Origin of the sequence: Emticicia agri (assembly GCF_004168285.1) — a bacterium.
Lineage (GTDB): Bacteria > Bacteroidota > Bacteroidia > Cytophagales > Spirosomataceae > Emticicia > Emticicia agri.
This window is the reverse complement of sequence record NZ_SEWF01000005.1, coordinates 149461-166569: the sequence shown is the minus strand read 5'-3', so window position 1 is coordinate 166569 and position 17109 is coordinate 149461. Positions and strand designations below refer to the sequence as shown.

The following is a 17109-nucleotide window of genomic DNA, read 5'->3' as shown; positions in this document are numbered from 1 at the left end:
GAATTTAAGGAAGAATGACTTTATAATCATAAAAAGTTCACCGAATGAATTCGGTGGCTAAAGTAACAAAGGTTGTATTTTGTACCTAAGCCGACTCAAGTCGGCTTTTGCATTAATAAAATATGAATATATTTATTTCTTAGGGCTTTGTTGTAACAACCACGTCGCCAAATCCTTAGCGGCATTGAAATTTTCATACACAATAGGAATGCGTCGGCCATCGGTATATTCATTGTATAGCCAGGGGTCTCCTACGGCAAAAACAGTCCCTTTGCCCACTTTTGCTACTGCAATAATTACCTCCCCTTTATCACTCAATATAGCTTTTGCAGAGCCGGTTAGGGCAAGTGGTGAAAGTTCTTTGATATAAACAGCCTTTGTATTTTTAAAAACAGGATTATTAGCCGGAATATCCAGACGTCCCTGTTCCCATTGTGTACCTTGCACCATATTGATATTTTTGGGCAGGAACTGAATACCGAATTCTTTAGCTAACAGATTGAAGTTTTTGTGTTCACAGTTGGCTGTATCATTCGCCATCATAACTAATACACCCCCATTGCTTACCCAGTCACTTATATTTTTAATAGCATCGGCCTGAATAAAATTCGGTTTGGCTGTTTCTTTTCTGGTATCAGGGTCAACAATGATATACACATTCACGTCTTTCAGGTTTTCGGCAGTTGGTGCGGTTTTAATGGTAGTTGTTCTGGCACCTAATTCATTAAAGATTTTTCCCCATACCCAGAAACCTGAGTGCATACGGTCTTCCCATGTATAGTGGAAGTTCTCCTGATTGCCATTCAAATCTTTTCTGAACTCATTGTTGAAATGTCCATCTACTGCAACTATTTTACCTTTGCCAAGGGTATTTTCGTTGGCAATTTCCATTTCTACACTGGCAAAAATAAACGGTCCTACGCCTTTTAAATCGTTTTTACGAATAGGCTCACTCAGGTAATATTCATAAGAACCATCACGGTAGGGATTACCACCCAAGCCTCCTACACTCACAGTTTTATTAAGACTGATGGTGCCATCTTTTTCTTTTTCTACAAACTCTTTCAATATGCCTGCATAGCCTTTTTTAGCTGCTGTCAGATATTTTGGGTCTAAATACCCTTGTCGTACACCTTTCGCTAAGGCATATACAAACATACATGACCCGGATGCCTCAAAGTAATTGCCTTTTCTGGTTCCTTGCGTAGTCATCTGATACCATACGCCTGTTTTGGCATCCTGATATTTTACCAAGGCAGGAGCCAATCTTTGCAGGTATTTAATAAGATTGGCTTTTTCGGGGTTATGTTCAGGGAAATAATCCAATACATCTACCAGAGCCATAGCATACCAACCAATGGCACGGCTCCAGAAATGTGGCGAAAGTCCGGTTTTTTTATCTGCCCATTTTTGCTCCCGGCTTTCGTCATAGCCATGATAAACCAAGCCTGTTTGTTCATCTACCGCATATTTTTCTATCAGGGCAAATTGTTTGGCAATTTCATCAAAATGCTCAGGTTTATTGAATAACTTGCTGTATTCAGCTGCAAAAGGCTCACACATAAACAGCCCGTCTAACCACATCTGGTAGGGATACCTTTGTTTATGCCAATACCCACCCTCTTTGGTTTTGGGTTGATTTTCAATTTGTTTCCATAATTGATTAGCGGCTTTAATATATTTTTCTTTGTCGGGTTGGGTTTGCTGCGCAAGCATCAACAAAGCCCTGCCGGTAGGAATATTATCGAGATTGAAATCATTGTAAGGATAGGTGCGGATACTGCCATCTTTTTGCACATAGCGGTCAAGGTCTTTACGGATATACTCAAAATATCTTCCGTCTCCGGTTCGATACCATACTTTTTCGAGGGCTTTCAGCATTAATCCTTGTTCGTAGTCCCAGGCCGCAGGTCTATTAGGTTTAACAGCAATAGAGTCTTTGTACCATGTCATAAACGACTCTGCCATCTGAACAGAATAAGGTTTTTGTGCCAGACTACTCAGACTACTGATAAATAGAATAACCAATAATTTTGTAAGTTTCATTATCAGAAATAATAAATATGAATAATTACAGGGCAGTTTGATATTACCAGGTTACATTCAATTTCTGCCCTGCTTTCAGGTTGATTTTTTTTGATTTCTTGCCGTTAAGAAGCGTGGTTTCTCCACCTTTTTTCGAGAAAATAGTCAGGGTCTTGATAGACTTATTGGCCCATGTCATTGAAATTTCAAAACCTCCTCTGGCACATAAACCTTTTACCGAGCCAGTTACCCAGTCGTCGGGTAAAGCAGGCAATAAAAGAATTTGATTTTCGTCTGACTGTACCAACATTTCAGCTACAGCAGCTGCGCCACCGAAATTCCCATCAATCTGGAAAGGTGGGTGCGCATCAAATAAATTAGGGTAAGTGCCGCCTCCACGGGAATAGTTGGTTTTTACACCATCAGGCTCTACATAGTGCAATAACTCACGATACATTTTATAGGCATGATTGCCGTCCCAAAGCCTTGCCCAGAGGTTAATGCGCCAACCTTTAGACCAACCTGTGGTTTCATCGCCTTTTATCTCTAAGGTTTTTCGGCAGGCATCGGCCAACAGAGGTGTTTTTTCAGGGGTAATATGGTTGCCCGGAAACAAACCAAACAAATGCGACTGGTGGCGGTGTTTCGGGTCTTCGTCTTCCCAATCATAGTACCATTCCTGTAGATTGCCTTTTTTGCCAATCTGATAAGGATAAAGCTTAGCTAATGCCTGCTCCAATTTTCCTCTGAATTCAGCGTCAGTATTCAGTATTTTAGCGGCTTTGATGGTTTGTTCAAAGCACTCTCTAATCATGGCAAGGTCGGCAGTACCCCCATAAAGTGTAGCGCCTTTATAACCTGCCGAATTGACATATTTGTTTTCAGGAGAGGTAGAAGGGGAGGTAATCAGATGTCCGTTTTTATCTTCAATCATAAACTCCAGACAAAACTGTGCTGCGCCTCGCATGAGGTCATAAGCTTCATTTTTCAGGAAATTCAGGTCTTTTGTAAAAATGTAATGCTCCCATAGGTGGGTGCTTAACCAGGTACCACCCATCGTCCAGTTGGCCCATACAGGGTCGCCTTTGCCAAAATCACCTACCGGATTACTCATCGCCCATATATCAGAGTTGTGGGCTACTGTCCAGCCGTTGACTCCATAAAAGGTTTTAGCAGTAACCTTTCCGGTTTCAGATGCATTTTTAATGAAACCTAAAAGCGGTGCGTGCATTTCAGATAAGTTGGTGTTTTCTGCCAACCAGTAATTTTCTTCGGCATTGATATTGGTGGTATAATTACTACTCCAGGGCGGACGCATGTATGGATTCCAGATGCCTTGAAGGTTGGCAGGTACACCTTTGCTTCGGGAACTACTGATTAATAAATAACGGCCATACTGGAAGTACAAAACTTCTAAAACCTTGTCTTCTTTACCCTCGGCATAGCGTCTCAATCGCTCGTCGGTGGGTAAGATAGGAGCTTGTGAAGTACCTAAATTTAAATCAACTCTATTGAAATAGGTTTGATAGTCTTTGATATGTGCCTGCTTTAACTGCGTATAAGTTCTGGCAAAGGCTTTATTCAGATTTGCTGCTGCTATTGCCTGATTATCAAGACCCTCGGTGGCAGGGTTTTTATCAAAACCATTAAAGCTGGTAGCTATGGCAACAAAAATTAGTGCGTCAGTGCCATTTTTAATGCCTATGGTGCTATCGGTATGTACTACCTCGCCACTGCCATTGTTTTTGATTTTGGCTAAAGTAGTAAAACGTGTTCCTTTGCTCTCATCAAATACAACTGCATCAGGAATATTTACATAGTTAGGCGCTGCTTTTACAGGAGCATAACCGTTTACGGTCAGCAGATTATCAGTTCCTGAAACCTTGTTTTTTAGTAAGCTGTTAAACTTAACGTCAAAGTTCAGTGCGTCGGGCTTGTTGCTGCTTAACTTAATTACCATAACCTGGTCGGGGTGAGAGACAAAGTATTCTCTTGTATATTTTACTCCATCAATTTCATACGTCGTTTTAGAAACAGCATCGCTGATATTTAATTCCCGATAATAGTTTTGTGCATTATCAGCATTGGCAAAATTGATATATAAAGTGCCTAATGGGGCAAAAGACTCGGAGTATTTGCCTTGTATTTTTCGATACAGTTTATCTGCCAACTGATAGTCTTCGTTTTTTAAGGCTTCTCTTATTTCCGGAATATGCTTATATGCTTCGGGATTCATACGGGCATTCACAGGCTCACCCGACCACAAAGTGGCATCATTCAGGTAAATTTTTTCAGATTGTACACCACCAAAAACTGTAGCACCTAATTTTCCATTGCCGAGCACTAAGGATTCTTCAAAATATTGTGCTGGTTTTTTATACCAAAGTGTTTTATCAGGTTGTGCGTAGCTGATATTTGTAATGGTGAAAAGAAGTAGTAGTAGTTTGTATTTTTTCATGCCAGGAGTTTTATCCTTTAGTTTAGAGTTTAAGTAAGAATTGATTCGACTACAAACTGCGAGCTGGAAGCTCGCGCCACAAGTTAGTGTCAGAGTTTAGGTACTTCTGATAGGTTAACGCCCAAGATTTTTTTACTGATGGCATCTAAGGCGTTTTCAGTTCCTTCAAAATGGAATGTCCGTTGCGTATGCGTAAGGGATTCATTGCGTTTTAAGGCAATGGCAGGGGAGGAGGTCTCTAATTCATAAAATTGTCCCATCTGTGAGCCTGAATCGTTCTTGCCATCATTATAGGCATTAATGGCATCGCCTTTGTACGGATTTTTCTGTATCTCCCACATCGAATTTACATAGTCCGTTTCTCCATTATAATCAAACTGAACAATCGTCAGGATTTTATTTTCTACGTCATAGCTTCCTGCTACGGGTTTCAGAGCTTGCGGAGGAATACCGATTTTACCTCTTGATTGCGCATCGGCTTTGAAAAATAGTATATCATCTTTTTTTACCAATCGTTCAGCAGCTATTTTGCCAAAGTAACTATCATTAATCTGGTCGGCTTTACCTGATTGATAAGGGATAATAATGGTATTTTGTGGAGAGGCTTTCATCATACCCAAAAGCCAGATAGAAAGTACTCCTTTTGATTTATCCCAGTCTTCGGCTCCGGTATTTTTCAGTACATTCTTAGTCTGGTAGCCAACCCAATTTATATCCTTAAGTGAAACGCCTAAAAGTTTCTCAGCATCGGCATTGTTCAGCAAACTGATTTCACGATTCAGGTTTACTTTAAATTTTGTACCCGAATAGTTTTCTAATTCCATATCTTTCGAGAATAGGGCCTTATCGGCTTGTTTCTCTACTAAATCATAAGAAACCGTATCTATTTCAGCAGGGGTCTGCCAATTAGCGAAGTCGAATGTACTCCCTTTTTTGAAAAAGACTGAAAACTGCCCACCCTCCGGACCGAACCAGAAACGTTCTTCACCGCCAAAAGCATTCATGTGTGGTGTAAATTTACCGGAGGCAATAAACTCATGATTAATCCATCCATAACTGAAGCCATTCATACCTTTGGCTGAACTTGTCATCACGCGTGCCTGATAGTCGCCTACAATAGCCACTTTCATGCTGTCTTGCTCTAATAAGACTACTTCCTTATATTTTTTCAAAAAATCATAATCATACCCAAAAGTCTCTTCCGATTTCATAGTTGTTTGTGTTTCCCTGGTCTGTGTGTCAGTATTACAAGCCCAGACTGATAATGCCAATAAGGTTGAAAGAATTTTCTTCATCACGGGCTTAGTTTAATAATTTCATTACTGCTTCGTCTCCCACTAAGGCATTAGCCGGTAAAGGATGTTTTTCATCAAATACCTTTAAATCTGCCGCAGTTAAAACTGCATTGGCACTTTCATCTACTTTGCCATTTACCTTTACTTTATTGATGTCTAATTTCAGATGTTTAGCTAAAAAATCATAAGCAGCCAAGCGTTTAGAAATACCATAATCATGTTTTTCGTTTGGCAGATGCACGTTTTCTAACTGGTTTTCGGCACCATAGAAACCGTAGATTCTTTTAATAAAAGGATACTCTAATTCCGGTGTATTTTTTGTCCAGTCGCCACCGTCTGAAATCATTATCATGGGACGAGGAGCAGCAAGAGCCGCTATCTCAACATTGCTGGTAGTATGGGTAGGGCGTTTATGAACAGGCATACCACTCTCGCAAACACACCCACCAAAGAAATAACCTGATACCATTACCACAGGTACAGATACTTTTATTCTCTGGTCTATTGCTGTTAATAAAAAGGTTTGTGTACCACCGCCTGATTCTCCGGTCATACCGATTCTGTCTTTATCTATATCCGGCAAACCCAGCAGGAAATCTAAAGCAGCAATGCCATTAGCTAATTGTACTTTTACGGCTTTCGGGATTTTGTGGTCGCATTGTTTGGAATCTCCCATGCCAATCATGTCGTAGGCAAATACAGTTGCTCCCATACGTGCCAGCGTAGCACAACGCTGTTGCGTATATTCTTTGAAACGTGGGTCTTGTCCGTGTCCATGAGGGCAAAGAATACCTGCCATTTTTCCGGTGTGATTCAACGGATGATACAGATTGCCTGTTACATAAATACCTCCTAAGGTCTGGAAAGAAACATTCTCAACGCTATAACCATTTAATTCTTTCTTGCTGTGTATCGTAATATTCGTAGGTTTCTTCAATTTTAGCTGATCCAATTCCGAACCCTCTAAAATACCTTTTCGGATAAGATTGGCGTGTTTCTCCCAGCTTTTTTTATCCGAGTATTGTTTAGCTAAATCTTCATGCACTTTTACAGCCTGTTCTTCGGTATAGAATTTCCCCTGCATCAAGTCAGGTTTTTCGGGATTGTACTGGCTGAACGCACAAAAACCAACCAAAGTAAGACAAATGATGAAAAATAAGGTTTTCATAGGAGTGAATAGAGTTAAGTATAAATAAAATCTTCTCGCATGGGGTTAAAGACATCAATCAGCACACCATCTTCTATACAAACTGCCCCGTGCAAAACATCAGATGGTACAAAATATACATCGCCTTCTTTCAGGGTTTTGGTTTCATCATTAATAGTGATTTCAAAAACACCGCTGGCAATATAGCTGATTTGCAGATGTGGATGCTTGTGAATAGTGCCAATACCGCCTTTTTCAAAAGCGACTTTTACCAGCATCAGGTCTTTAGAATAAGACATGATTTTTCGCCTGATTTTATCATTGACTACTTCCCAGGGTAGCTCATTGTCGGCTACTAATGTTTTTTCAAAGACCGTATGTACGAAAGAGTTCAAGGTTTGTGCTTAATAGATAGTTGATTGAATATTGAAACTGTATAACTTAATCCTATTTGTTCAAAATGATTCTTTTTCGCAAATACTGCGTTGCAAAAATCCTCACTTAGCTCTGCTAAGCTGCGGTTTTAGCGCCTTGTCTTTGCAAAAAATAATTCATTTTGATTTAAAGAGATTAAGTTATACAGTTTCTTATACTTCTACAGTAAAGTAAAAGTACCTATTATTTCTAAGGAAAATATTTAATCCTGATTGATATTTTTATGCAAACGTTATCGGGAACGTTGCCAAAATTGCACTTAGGTTTAATTGAATTGTAAATATCTAAGAAATCTGTTAAAAACCATACAGAATACCTTAATCTCTATTATTTGTCCATAAAAAATCCTGACAGTCTGGTAGCTATCAGGATTTTTGGAGAATAATTATAGTTTAATATCCGGATCTATATTAGTTAGTAGTTAAGGTTGCTGACCTTTGAGCCGAAACCAGTCCGTTTTCTGAAACAATTTCAGCAAAGAAAACACGTGAGGTTTTAGAGGTTTCCTGTGCTGTAATCGGTACGGCTAATACATAATTCCTGAGTGTAGCATCATATTTTTGTGTACCCACCGGAATACTGGTAACTAAAGTTTGTGTACCGGATGCTGTAGGTGCCCAATAAACTCTGAACTCTTTCACAGGAACTTCTGATGTATATTCAATATTGAAATTAGTAGTAGTACCCGGCGCAGTAGTAAGTCCGGTTACTACCGATGTATTAGCCGTAGTAGTACGGGTTGTACCTATCCAGACCACTGAAATCTGTGGTACTTTGCCTTTGCTGGTAGTTATTTCGCTAAGTAAGTTGGGTTCTTCGTAACACCCTGTGATAAAGACTGCCGAAAAAGCCAGTAAGGTGAATACTATTCCTTTTATATTTTTCATATCTCTTGAATTTAAAATCGATAATTTCATTTTTAATGCCTGTTTTGACAAGCCTGATTATTTGGTAAATACCCACATTTTTATGCCCGGCTGTTTCAGATTGGACTCTGCATTCTGGGCATTTCTGGTTAATTCTGACGATGGGTATTTCATGCGCTGAATACGCTGACCATTTAAATCAGGATTGGTATTAAGTGGCATCGGGAAATCAAGGTAATTATACTTTCTTACATCGGTCCATATATCGCCAATCAGAAACATCGCTTTGTATTTTTCACGCATAATATGTAATAAACTGAGATTAGCAGCACCTGTATTAACCACAGGAGCCGATAAGTAAGTATTAATATTTTCAGCACTTACACCCAGCTTTTGCATATTAGCTCTGGCAATTTCTAAATAAGCGTTGTAGGCTTCGGTAGTAGTACCTGTTGAGGTGATAGAGCCACCATTGGCCAGAAATCTTGCTTCGGCTTCTATGGCTTTTACTTCGGCATAGTTCATCATCACAATCGGCGAATTGATGTTTGAATGCCATGCTCTTGTAGTCAGGTCAACGGTTGAACCTGCTCCTGAACCCGGAATCACGCCTGCATAGGTAGTTTGTCCGGTTTTCAGGCTCACAACAATCGGTAGGCGAGGGTCAACAATGCCTTGTATCTTTCCATTCATCAAGTCAACAAAGGTGCTGCCATAAGTAATTGACAGGTTACCTGTGCTGTTAGCCAATGCTACACGGCTGTACCAGGGGCTCAGGTTTTTGGAGTTGTATTGTAACTGGAAATCGTCAGCGTTACTTGTCATGGCATTCTGCAAAGCAGTTAAGGCTGTCTGCGAGGCGGTCTGGGGGTTTAAAGCTGATTGGTGCATGGCATATCGGGCTTTCAATGAGTAAGCCAGACGAGACCATTTAGCCAAATCGCCACCATAAATCATATCATCAGCACCGGGTTTTGTACCTGAGTTTTTAGCCAGTTCAGTAATTCCTTCGTCTAACAACTTCTGAATAGTGGTATAAACGGTTTGCTGGCTATCGTAGGCCGGAGAAAAGTTTTTCTGGTCGGCTTGTGAATAAGGTACATTCTCCCAGTTGGCAGTAGCAATGCCCAGATTATAAGCCAATAAGGTTTTAGCAATACCCACATAAGCCGGATTGTTTTCGGTTGTGCCTTTCTGAATAATCAGATTTAATTGCGGAATCACATATAAGTATAAGTTTGACCATCCGGTGGCATTTTCGGCCTCATAATAAGCATCAGTACCATTCGTGCCTAAGTTACTGCCTAATTGTTGTGCATACTGACCAGCAAAATAGGCTTGCTGATAACTGGCTTCGCTGGTATAAAACTGCGCAGTCGGTAAAAGCTCCTGTACTGTGGCATCAGATTTTAGTGTGGGGTCAACGTTCACGTCCAGAAAATCCTGACATCCCGATAAAAGGGTCACGAACCCGGCCACTAAAAGTGTGTATATATATTGTACTTTTTTCATTGCAATAATTGGAATATTGTTTTTACAAGTGGATTCGATTAGAAATTAGCTGATACACCAAACATAAAGCTTTTGGTAGCAGGGTTGTTTCTGCCTACAAAACCAATGATGTTGGTTCCTGAACCAAAAGATAATGCCTCCGGGTCATATCCACGGAAGGGTGTATTCAGGAATAAGTTCGTTCCGGTAAAGCTGAAACGCACCCCATTTTTAAATACTGACTTACCAATCAGGCTTTGAGGCAGTGAGTAGTTAAGGCTTACCGTACGAAGACGCACCCAAGAAGCATCCTGAATATTCAGTTTCGACCAGCTATTGAAACGGGTAGAGGTAGATGGGTTGTACAGGGCATCATCTAAAAACACTTCTCTTGTATTAGGTACATAGCTTACGGTTCCGTCTGTGCCTTTTTGCTCAACTACACCATTAAAAACTACTCTTTCATATCGTCTTTCGGTTAGTTTGATAGAACCACTTCTTAGCGCATTTCTTTCGCCCAAGTCAATGGCATCGCCACCGTGTCGCCATTCTAACAAGGCCGATAGGCTTAAACCTTTATAGTTGAAGGTATTGGTCAAGCCTCCCAGCCAATCAGGTAAAGCATTACCGTATTGGGTCAAAGTTGTACTGGTAATAGGGAAGCCTGTATTCGCATCAATAATCAATTGTCCGTCTGGGGCTCTTCTGTAATCATATCCCCATAAATCACCTATTTTACTGCCCTCACGGATTCTTAAACTACCTACTACGTTGTCATAATAGGCTATCTCTTTTAGTTCGGCAGGCATTTCAATGACTTTACCCGACATTTTCGACCAGTTGATGGAAGCATCCCAGCTAAAATCCTTGTTCTGGATAATTTTTGCCGTAGCCAATAATTCTACCCCTTTGTTGCGAATCAACCCAATATTGGTATAATAGAAAGAATAACCCGATACGTTTGAAACCGGAGCCCTTACAATCTGGTCTCGGCTATCCATCGTAAAATAAGTAGCATCAATCATAAAGCGGTTTTTGAAGAAACGTAGTTCTGTACCTAACTCTATAGAAGTGGTGCGTTCAGGCTTCAGGTTAGGGTCAGCCGTTGTTGACCTACGGAAATACCCCGGCACATTATTACCAAATGGGAAGTTATCAGTAATGTCAAAATAATTGCCCGATACATAAGGGTCAGTACCTTTACCCACCTGTGCCCACGACGCCCGCAATTTACCATAAGACAAGGTATTATTACTGGCAAAATGCTCGGTGAAGATATACCCTGCGCTGAATGACGGATAAAAGAATGAGTTATTGGCTTGTGGTAGGGTAGAAACAATATCGTTACGTCCGGTTGCATTCAGATATAAAATATCTTTATAACTCAATTTGGCATCGGCAAAGAAACTGGCTATGCGATAATGCGCCGGAGAATAAAAACGTGTCTGCTGATTCCGGTATGAACTGAGGTCATTGGTAAATGGTGTTTTCCACCCTTCCCCACGAATATAATAGCTATCAGGACGTTTGCTGTTTACTAAAGAATTTCCCACCATTAATGAGCCACTCCAGCTATCGCTGAAATCTTTTGTTGCGGTTACATATAAGTTTGAGTTAAGCTCGCGGTAATTCAGAAATTCATTCACCAGGAAGCCTTTCACCTGTATCCCTACGTCAAAGGTACTATCCACCTGGCGGCTACGTGTCTCGTGATAAGTATCATAGGTTAACTGATATTTGGCCGATAACCAGTCAGTGATTTTATAATTTAAAGTAACATCGGCTATGTAGCGGTTTACTTTATCAATGCGAGGACTTTTTTCAACCAGATAACGAGGGTTGTCTGTAAAACCCGGAAGAATATTTTTCTGTGTTCCATCCGGATTCAGATAATCGTTTACATCATAAGTATTAGGCCAGTACCCTAAGGCACTAAAGATAGATTTATCTCCGGCAGGTGGGCGTTTACCTCCTGAATTGATGTAATTGAATGAGGCCGAAACCGAGAAGTTTTTAGTAATATTATAGAGCCCGGCTACTTTGGCAGAAGTACGGCCAAAGTCTGTATTAGGCACAATACCCGCTTGATAGCTACGCCCTAAAGACAAATAAATATTGCCTTTATCGCCCCCTTTGGTCAATGTAATATTGTTGTTATTGGTTAGCCCGGTTCTGTAAAATCCACGGAAGTTGTCATAAATCTTATCAGTAGTATTCTGTGGGTCTAAAACCGGACCAAATGATTGATAGGGTGTTCTACCGGGGCCTAACGGAATAAATTCGCCTAATCTACCTTGCAGGAACGTAGTTTGTATATCGGGTGATTTGCCTAATACATCGGCACTAACTGAAGAAGAAACTGAGAGGTTGAGTTTACCTGATTTTCCTCTTTTAGTAGTAATAATAATAGCTCCGTTTGACGCACGTAACCCATAAAGTGCAGTAGCCGAAGGGCCTTTTAAGATAGATATACTTTCAATATCATCAGGGTTAATATCAGCCGCACGGTTGGTGTTGGCAAACTGTTCTCCTGCACCAGGTGAGTTACTTCCTGCGCTTGGTAATGGATTACCCACACTGGTTGAGTTTGAGATAATAATGCCGTCTATTACAAATAAAGGCTGGTTATCAGCATTCCCGCTCAACGAGGTAACCCCTCTTAGAATAATGTTGATACCGGAACCCGGTGCACCACCCGAACCGGTAATAACAGCTCCGGCGATTTTCCCTTGCAAAGCACCAACCACATTCTGATTACCCGAATTCTTGATTTCATCTGCTTTAATGGCCTGAATAGAATAGCCAATCGCACGCTTTTCCTGTGTCTGCCCTAAGGCAGTAACTACAACTTCGCCTAAGGCCGAAGCTGAAGAGGTCATTACAACATTGATAGTAGTCTGGTTTTGCACCAATACGGTTTGGGTTTCCATCCCCACAAAACTGAATATCAGTTCAGTGCCTTGAGTTGCCGAGATGCTGTATTCGCCATTAGCATCTGTAACAGTTCCAACATTTTTTCCTTTGGCTGTAACATTGACACCCGGAATTGCCGTGCCATCATCTGCAGATGTAACTTTTCCTCTGATTGTATTCTGTGCAGATACGTGTAAGGAGAGCAAAAGGCAGAGTAAAAAACACAGTTTGTGTAGCTTTTTTTTCATAGGAATGTGAATATATTTGGTTTTAGTGTGATAAATGTAAGAAGACTATCTGTATTATCTACATTTTATACAACGAGATTGATATATACAAAAGCTTGTCTGATTTTTGGACTTAGCTATGAAATAGTAATTTTTATAGATAAGATTCAGGTAAGAAGCGATAAAGTAAGGGAGTTTGAAGAATTGTTTTATAGGTATTTAGTAACTCTGTTCAAAACCTTTCAGGGGGTAGAAAAGTTATAATTACGCCTTATTTCTGAAGTATAGCTTTTGATACAACAATTAAAAGTTTATTAAAAATCCAGACAAATAGCCCATATAATAAATATATTTCAAGTTTTAAAAAAATAGGCATACTTATTGCAATCTTTCAGTTCAGGAGTACCAATAAAGATTTTGCGAAGTGAGACAATTTTACTGTGTAGATTTTAAATCAAATTTTGCTGTATTAGAATAGATTTGGAGTGTATAGTATTCTAATAGAAATCTATGTGATAATAATTTTAGTGCTCTCAATATATTTTCAAAACTGCTACCAATCAATTAATATTTAGGGTCTATAATCCTTAGCAAATACCTTGTTCTTCATGATTGGCTGATGGGTATGAGTCTTATAGATTGTGGTCGCATTTTTTGTGATTGTAAAATAATATATGGAAGAAATAGAACTTCTGAAGAAACAGATTGAACAAGAACGTGATGCTCGTATGAAGGCTGAGGCTCTTCTGCAGGAACAAACTATGCAGTTGAGTCAGGTAAAAGAACAGTTGCATAAAGTAAATGCGAATTTTGAACGCCAGATAGAAGAAGGAGATGCTGCACTACAGCAAAGCGAGAACCGTTATCAGCAATTAATTGAATCTTTAAGAGATATTATTTATAAAATCTCGCCTGAGGGCTATTTTACTTTTGTGAATCCGGTAGTTGAGCAAGTATTGGGATATGATGAAAAAGAAATAATCGGAAAACATTTTACCGAATTAGTTTTACCTGAATATAGAGAACCACTCGTGAATTTTTACTGGAACATGATGAAGGAAAAACAGGGAAGTACATATACTGAATTCCCTGTGCTGGCTAAAGACCAAAGAACCGTATGGATTGGCCAGAGCGTACACCTTCTTAAACAAGACAACAGAATTGTCGAACTGTCTGCCGTTGCTCGTGACATAACTGAAAAGAAAAACACCGGAGATGTGCTACGAACTACTCAGGGCCGCTTGGCGGCTTTGATTACTAACCTGCAAAAAGCTGTACTGGTTGAAGATGAAAACCGAAAGGTGATTCTGGTCAATCAATTATTCTGCGATTTTTTTGGTATTGCTGCTACCCCCGAAGCTTTGATAGGTACTAATTATACAGAGTCATTGGCACAAGTCATGTATTCGTTCGAAGATGCCGAGGGTTTTGTTCAACGAATGACTGAATTGCTGAATAATCAGGAAATAGTAGTGGAAGAAAAACTGACTACTGCTGACGGAAGAATATTGGAGCGAGACTACATTCCGATTTTTTTAGAGGGGGCTTACAGGGGAAATCTCTGGGAATATGCCGACATCACACAAAGACACTTATCTACCGAAACTATTCGTAAGAGTGAAGAAAAATACCGTAGTATTATGGATAATATGGAGTTAGGCCTTCTGGAGGTTGATAATGACCAGAGAATTATACGTGCCTATGACCGTTTCTGCAAAATGATTGGCTATTCAGAAGAAGAACTGGTAGGTAAAATTGCACCCGAATTATTTATATCAAAAGAATACGAAAGTGTGCTTGAAGCAGAACAGGAAAAAAGAAGCCACGGTAAGGGAAGTTCTTATGAGATGAAACTCATCAGAAAAGACGGGAACCCTCTCTGGGCTATTATCAGCGGAACGCCAATTATAGACGAATATGGCAATACAGTAGGTTCTATAGGTATTCATTACGATATTACCCAGCGTAAAGAATTAGAGCAGGAACTGGAGAAAGCCAAGCAGGTAGCAGAAGAAGCCAGTCAGGCCGAGAAACAGTTTTTAGCCAATATGAGTCATGAAATACGAACGCCGCTCAATGCTATTATCGGAATGACCCACCTGTTGTTTGATACGCGCCCAAGCCAGCAACAGAAAGAATACCTTGATATATTAAAAACAACAGCCGATTTTCTTCATGGGCTTATCTCTAACTTATTAGATATGGCCAAAATAGAAGATGGCAAAATAGAAGTAAAGAAAAAATCTTTCGACTTAATTGGTTTGTTGCGTACAACACAACAGATATTTAAAATTAAGTTAGGAAACCGCCCGATTACGTTAGACCTGATGATTGATGGGCAGATTTCGGGTAATTATATAGGAGATGATTTATTGCTTAACCAGATTCTGCTGAATATTGTAGGCAATGCCGAAAAATTCACACAGGAAGGTGCCATAGATATAATGGTGAAAGTCAAAAAAGAAGAAGGCGATAATTGTTTACTTGAGTTTAAGGTATCTGATACGGGAATTGGTATTCCTGAAGAAAAATTAGACCTGATTTTTCAAAAATTTGAGCAGGTAACCATCCATGGCAATAAACACAAAGGAACCGGATTGGGGCTCACTATTACCAAGCAGTTGATAGAATTGCAGGGGGGGAGTATCTCAGTAAAAAGCCACGAAGGACAAGGTTCTACTTTCACTTTTACGCTGCCACTCCAGAGAGTAGCAGATGGTACCATTAAAAAAGAACCATCGGCTGATGATTTGAGTGTGAGTCAGGTATTAGTGGCTGAAGATAATGCCATGAATCAGAAGTATATAAGTAATCTTTTGAATAAGTGGAATATACCGTTTATTATTGCACCCGATGGCAAAAAAGCCGTTGAACTGGCTCAACAACAAACATTTGATATTATTCTTATGGATATTCAGATGCCAAATATGGATGGTTATGAAGCTACTATCCACATCAGAAATACTGAAAACCTGAATAAGAAAACACCTATAATAGCCTTGACTGCCTCTGCCATGATTGACCAAAAAAACAGGGCAATGGCCGTAGGAATGAACGATTTTATATCAAAACCGTTTACACCGAACCATCTTTTAGGAACTATTCAGGAGTATCTGAATGCAAAAAAAGCTCCGGCTAAAGAAGTGGTTTCGAGTACAGGAGGAAAAATAGAACTGAACCGTGCCTGTCTGACGGAAATGTATGGCAATGATAAAGAATATGCTGCTGATATGTTCCAGACCTTTCTTACAGAGGTGGTACCTGATTTTGGTACTTTGCAAGGGGCAATTACTAATGAAGACTGGGAGAATCTGGCAAAAGCAGTTCATAAACTGAAACCTACACTGGCTATGGTAGGATTGACAGAACTGGAAAAAAGAATGCTTGATTTTGAAGAAAAAGTAAGGATTACGCCGGATAAAGAAAATTTATTGAACATCTGGAAAGATATTTTTGCTGATATAAATCAGAGCCTTCCAATTATAAAAAATGAATTAGCCAAATTACGAACATGAAATTAAAATGTATCATCGTTGAAGATGAAGTAATGGCTCGGAAATCATTACAGCGACTCTGCGAACAACATGAGTCGCTTGACTTAGTTTCTGTTTTTGAGAATGCCGAAGATGCTTTAGTTTTCTTATCGACTGAAAAAGTGGATATTATATGGCTTGACGTAGAGATGCCAGGACTTTCAGGATTTGATTTGCTGGAAAACCTGACCTCTATACCTCAGGTGATAATGACTACTACTAAGATAGAATATGCCTTTGATGCCTATCAGTATCAAGTAACCGATTATCTGAAAAAACCTGTTATGCTGCCACGGTTTAAAATGGCAGTTGATAAGGTATTGGAACTGAATGCCCGGAAAACGACGGTTTCCACACAACGACAAGAGATTTATGTAAAAACAGATGGCAGATATATACGTCTGGCCTATGCAGATATTCTGTATATTGAAAACATAGGCGATTATGTCAAAATTTTTACACAAGACAATTCTTACATTATTCATACAACCATGAAGTATCTGGAAGAAAAATTAGGCAACCAGTTTCTACGTGTACATCGTTCTTTCATTGTTCATCTCGATAAAATTGTTGATATAGAAGAAAACAACCTGGTTATAGCCAAGAAAGTAATTCCTATCAGCCGAGCCAATAAACCTGAGTTAATGAACCGCCTTAATATGCTCTAACCATTTCAGCTCTCCTGTTAACCCCTGAAAAACTACCAGAGTTTCGCTGAA

10 protein-coding genes are annotated in these 17109 nt (G+C 39.7%); 2 read left to right on the top strand and 8 right to left on the bottom strand.

Annotated elements, in window-relative coordinates; translation table 11 throughout:
* Positions 1-132 precede the first annotated feature (132 nt).
* The 8 genes from EWM59_RS04925 to EWM59_RS04890 form a co-directional block, all read right to left on the bottom strand.
* On the bottom strand, positions 133-2046 hold the full coding sequence (locus tag EWM59_RS04925) for a glycoside hydrolase family 88/105 protein (RefSeq protein WP_130019829.1): 1914 nt from the start codon (positions 2044-2046) through the stop codon (positions 133-135).
* Positions 2047-2089: 43 nt separating this feature from the next.
* Positions 2090-4483, bottom strand: a complete 2394-nt coding sequence (locus tag EWM59_RS04920; RefSeq protein ID WP_130019828.1) for a glycoside hydrolase family 95 protein — start codon at positions 4481-4483, stop codon at positions 2090-2092.
* Positions 4484-4572: 89 nt separating this feature from the next.
* Complete coding sequence (locus tag EWM59_RS04915) at positions 4573-5778, bottom strand: DUF6786 family protein (RefSeq protein ID WP_207219940.1); 1206 nt, start codon at positions 5776-5778, stop codon at positions 4573-4575.
* A 7-nt stretch (positions 5779-5785) separates the two neighbouring features.
* On the bottom strand, positions 5786-6946 hold the full coding sequence (locus tag EWM59_RS04910) for an alpha/beta hydrolase (RefSeq protein WP_130019827.1): 1161 nt from the start codon (positions 6944-6946) through the stop codon (positions 5786-5788).
* Between the two features lie 14 nt (positions 6947-6960).
* A complete protein-coding gene (locus EWM59_RS04905) occupies positions 6961-7320 on the bottom strand; it encodes a cupin domain-containing protein (RefSeq protein WP_130019826.1) in 360 nt (119 codons plus the stop codon).
* Positions 7321-7770: 450 nt separating this feature from the next.
* Entirely contained in the window at positions 7771-8247 is a 477-nt protein-coding gene (locus tag EWM59_RS04900; protein WP_130019825.1) for a hypothetical protein, read from the bottom strand.
* A 57-nt stretch (positions 8248-8304) separates the two neighbouring features.
* On the bottom strand, positions 8305-9738 hold the full coding sequence (locus tag EWM59_RS04895; RefSeq protein ID WP_130019824.1) for a SusD/RagB family nutrient-binding outer membrane lipoprotein: 1434 nt from the start codon (positions 9736-9738) through the stop codon (positions 8305-8307).
* Positions 9739-9776: 38 nt separating this feature from the next.
* The gene (locus EWM59_RS04890) at positions 9777-12878 is read right to left on the bottom strand and encodes a SusC/RagA family TonB-linked outer membrane protein (RefSeq protein ID WP_130019823.1); all 3102 of its coding nucleotides are present in this window, start codon (positions 12876-12878) and stop codon (positions 9777-9779) included.
* Between the two features lie 653 nt (positions 12879-13531).
* Here EWM59_RS04890 and EWM59_RS04885 point away from each other — a divergent pair.
* Both EWM59_RS04885 and EWM59_RS04880 read left to right on the top strand, forming a co-directional pair.
* Positions 13532-16372 (top strand): PAS domain-containing hybrid sensor histidine kinase/response regulator, encoded by a 2841-nt coding sequence (locus EWM59_RS04885; RefSeq protein ID WP_130019822.1) that lies wholly within the window; start codon positions 13532-13534, stop codon positions 16370-16372.
* Entirely contained in the window at positions 16369-17058 is a 690-nt protein-coding gene (locus tag EWM59_RS04880; RefSeq protein ID WP_130019821.1) for a LytR/AlgR family response regulator transcription factor, read from the top strand. The genes EWM59_RS04885 and EWM59_RS04880 overlap by 4 nt, the downstream gene beginning before the upstream one ends.
* The last annotated feature ends 51 nt before the right edge of the window (positions 17059-17109 follow it).

Coding starts and splice junctions, on each gene's coding strand:
- EWM59_RS04890 (WP_130019823.1), bottom strand. CDS start 12,878: ATGAAAAAAAAGCTACACAAACTGTGTTTTTTACTCTGCCTTTTGCTC.
- EWM59_RS04925 (WP_130019829.1), bottom strand. CDS start 2,046: ATGAAACTTACAAAATTATTGGTTATTCTATTTATCAGTAGTCTGAGT.
- EWM59_RS04900 (WP_130019825.1), bottom strand. CDS start 8,247: ATGAAAAATATAAAAGGAATAGTATTCACCTTACTGGCTTTTTCGGCA.
- EWM59_RS04895 (WP_130019824.1), bottom strand. CDS start 9,738: ATGAAAAAAGTACAATATATATACACACTTTTAGTGGCCGGGTTCGTG.
- EWM59_RS04915 (WP_207219940.1), bottom strand. CDS start 5,778: ATGAAGAAAATTCTTTCAACCTTATTGGCATTATCAGTCTGGGCTTGT.
- EWM59_RS04885 (WP_130019822.1), top strand. CDS start 13,532: ATGGAAGAAATAGAACTTCTGAAGAAACAGATTGAACAAGAACGTGAT.
- EWM59_RS04920 (WP_130019828.1), bottom strand. CDS start 4,483: ATGAAAAAATACAAACTACTACTACTTCTTTTCACCATTACAAATATC.
- EWM59_RS04910 (WP_130019827.1), bottom strand. CDS start 6,946: ATGAAAACCTTATTTTTCATCATTTGTCTTACTTTGGTTGGTTTTTGT.
- EWM59_RS04880 (WP_130019821.1), top strand. CDS start 16,369: ATGAAATTAAAATGTATCATCGTTGAAGATGAAGTAATGGCTCGGAAA.